Here is a 2,660-nt window from a genome sequence, read left to right on the forward strand (position 1 = left end):
CATGGGCGGCCACGTTGGGCCGCCCCTACATGGCCTTGTCGATCAGGCCGGGTGTCGAGCCGTCAATCCCAGTCCAGCGACGCGCCGATCTGGTACTCGGTCGCCCGGGTCTCGAAGAAGTTCTTCTCCTTCGCCAGGTCGGTGGACTGCGACATCCACGGGAAGGGGTTCTCCCGGTGGTAGCGCTTCGGGAGCCCCAAGCGGGCGAGACGGCGGTCGGCGATGTACTCGACATATTGGGCGAACTGGTCGGCGTTGATGCCGAGCAGGCCTCGGGAAACTCGACCTTGATGGTGTTGATCAGGTCGCAGCCGAAGGCCAGGTGGATGGACTCGTCGCGCATGATGTACTCGAACTGCTCGCCGATGCCGACCATCTTGTTCTGGCGCTTGAGCAGCCTGCGGTATACTGGCTCCGCGCGGTATGCGCGCTCTGCGCCGAGGGCACGAGAACCGTGCTGTGGCGCGGAGCCTCGACAACCGGGTCACGATGGCCGAATCTGACCCACGTCGGGCAGACAGTGTTGGAAGCGGAGATCCTTCGGCAAGTGCGCAGAGACCGCCACCAGGGCCTGGGGCTTCTTCATGAGACTCCCCAATTCGCATCAAGCCTGGATTCCCCGAGAAAAGCTAGCCGGCTATCTGCTTTCGACGACGCATCCCGTAGGCAGCGCAAAAGCCAGTTTCTTTCTCAGTTTCGGCTTCGACGAGCAGAACGTGGAGCTTCTCGAGGCAGCGCTGCTTCTCTTGGCAGGCACCAGCGACGTCTCTGCTACGACTGACTCGCCGTACGGCAAGAAGTACGAGGTTGATGGAGATCTTGGGACACCTTCCGGTCGTACGGTGACTGTTCGAACGGTATGGATCATCGAAACTGGCGAGCAAAACCCGAGATTCGTCACGGCGTTTCCCGCATGAAGATGGAGATCAAAGGATGATTCAGGATCTGGACACGGTCGTCCTCACCCACAGTATTCCCGAGCACGAACTGAAGCAGGGAGACGTCGGCGCCGTGGTGCATGTCTATGGCGACGGTAAGGCGTTTGAAGTCGAGTTTGTCACGGCAGCAGGTCAGACGGTCGCGGTGATCACTCTGCAGCCTGGAGACGTTCGGCCGATGGCATCGACCGAGATCCTGCATGCGCGGGAGCTCGCAAGATCGGCTTGAGTGGACCGATAGGTAGGCATGCGTCCCCCTGGCACGGGCCAGGTCTACCGTTCGCTGTGGGCCTGCCCTGGCCGGCAGCGGCGTCCGGAGGGTCGCCAACGTGGCCGCCCCTGCATGGGCGGCCACGTTGGGCCGCCCCTACATGGCCTTGTCGATCAGGCCGGGTGTCGAGCCGTCAGTCCCACTCCAGCGACGACCCCATCTGGTACTCGGTGACCCGGGTCTCGAAGAAGTTCTTCTCCTTCGACAGATCGGTCGACTGCGACATCCACGGGAAGGGGTTCTCCCGGTGGTAGCGCTTGGGCAGGCCGAGGCGGGCGAGGCGGCGGTCGGCGACGTGCTCGACGTACTCGGCGAACTGGTCGGCGTTGATGCCGAGCAGGCCTTCGGGGCAGGCGTCGTAGGCTTATCGCGTCACCATCCGGCTGATCGAGCGTTTCTATGCCGAGGCCCCCGAGCGCGGCGCGTTGCCGATCGTCGTGCTGCACCCTCAGCCCGACGATCACCGGCGCTCCCGCCAAAGGAAGATATCGCGCTACCGGCCGCTGGTCGAGAATCTCGAGCGGCGGGGTCTGCGCTATTTCGAGGTGTTGCGTGTCTTCGAGGAACGCGCGGCGCGATTCTTTCTCGAAGAGCTGACGGTCGCCTTCGGCCACTATTCGCCGCGAGCCCACGGCATCCTTGTCCGGGCGCTGTTGGACGACCTCGAGCGTCAGGGTCTGCTCGACCGCGAAGTGCTGAGCGAGACGCTGGCGGAGGAGAAATCGCGGCACGGCGCGACGTCCGGATAGCCGAACCTCCGGAGCTGCTCCACGGTCTTGTGACTTCGGCTCAGTTGACGGCAAAGCCGGTATGCGGCCGGACGTGAGGCGGACGGAAGCCCAGGACGATAGCTTCCCGGGGAATGCCGGCTTCGACCAGATCGCGGGCGACTCCGGGGTCTGTGCCATCGTACTGGATCCAGACCTTTTCGCCGATGACGTCGATGTGGAGCGTGGTCCCGTGGACCCGGCGCTTGCCCTGCCAGCCGACGTGCAGGATCTGGTAGTGGCCTTTCTCAGGGTCGATGAAAGTCTCGACGTCGATGTCACCGTACTTGGGCTTGTAGCTGGCGTATTCGCGGACCAGATCATTGACGATTCTTGCGTACTCGTTCACCGAAGCCATCTCAGGATCTCCTGTTTGTCTTCTTCGAAGACGACCAAGCGGAGCTCGTGCTGCTCGATCACCAGTTGCCGAACTGATCGGCGAAGACGTCGTCGAAGGCGAAACTCGGAATCGCCAGATAGAGGGTCCTTTCGGGATCGACCTGGGCGAGAACGCCCCGGTAGAGCACGAACTGGCCCAGCGCCATCTCGAGGTCGTGCATGTCGGACTCTCCGGCGAAGCTCTTGACCCCGACGGCGATGAGGCGATGCTCTTTCTCGGCGGCGAGCAGGTTCTCGGCGCCCAAGTCGACGTAGAGGTTCCGGGTGCCGTAGTTTAGCCGGAGC

The 2,660-nt window shown here is 63.0% G+C and carries 5 protein-coding genes and 2 pseudogenes; 3 read left to right on the forward strand and 4 right to left on the reverse strand.

The genetic code is table 11. The annotated features are described in order from the left end of the window. Positions 1–62: 62 nt before the first annotated feature. Positions 63–376, reverse strand: a pseudogene (locus GY769_15610) (hypothetical protein). Positions 377–584: 208 nt separating this feature from the next. On the opposite strand from GY769_15610, the gene GY769_15615 reads away from it, so the two are divergent. Both GY769_15615 and GY769_15620 read left to right on the forward strand, forming a co-directional pair. Next, positions 585–917, forward strand: a complete 333-nt coding sequence (locus GY769_15615; protein MCP4203348.1) for a hypothetical protein — start codon at positions 585–587, stop codon at positions 915–917. A 16-nt stretch (positions 918–933) separates the two neighbouring features. Continuing rightward, positions 934–1,167, forward strand: coding sequence for a DUF4926 domain-containing protein (locus GY769_15620; protein MCP4203349.1), 234 nt, complete (start codon positions 934–936; stop codon positions 1,165–1,167). 175 nt (positions 1,168–1,342) lie between these two features. Here the strand turns inward: GY769_15620 and GY769_15625 are convergent. Continuing rightward, a pseudogene (locus tag GY769_15625) lies at positions 1,343–1,573 on the reverse strand (ribonucleotide-diphosphate reductase subunit beta). A 61-nt stretch (positions 1,574–1,634) separates the two neighbouring features. On the opposite strand from GY769_15625, the gene GY769_15630 reads away from it, so the two are divergent. Next, positions 1,635–1,958 carry a hypothetical protein gene (locus GY769_15630; GenBank protein ID MCP4203350.1) on the forward strand — a complete coding sequence of 108 codons (324 nt, stop codon included), beginning with the start codon at positions 1,635–1,637 and terminating at the stop codon, positions 1,956–1,958. A 40-nt stretch (positions 1,959–1,998) separates the two neighbouring features. Here GY769_15630 and GY769_15635 read toward each other — a convergent pair whose 3' ends face one another. Next, a complete protein-coding gene (locus tag GY769_15635; protein MCP4203351.1) occupies positions 1,999–2,334 on the reverse strand; it encodes a XisI protein in 336 nt (111 codons plus the stop codon). A 58-nt stretch (positions 2,335–2,392) separates the two neighbouring features. After that, on the reverse strand, positions 2,393–2,660 hold a 268-nt coding region (locus GY769_15640; GenBank protein ID MCP4203352.1), incomplete at its 5' end, for a fatty-acid synthase.

It is taken from the genome of bacterium (genome assembly GCA_024224155.1).
GTDB lineage: Bacteria > Acidobacteriota > Thermoanaerobaculia > Multivoradales > JAHEKO01 > CALZIK01.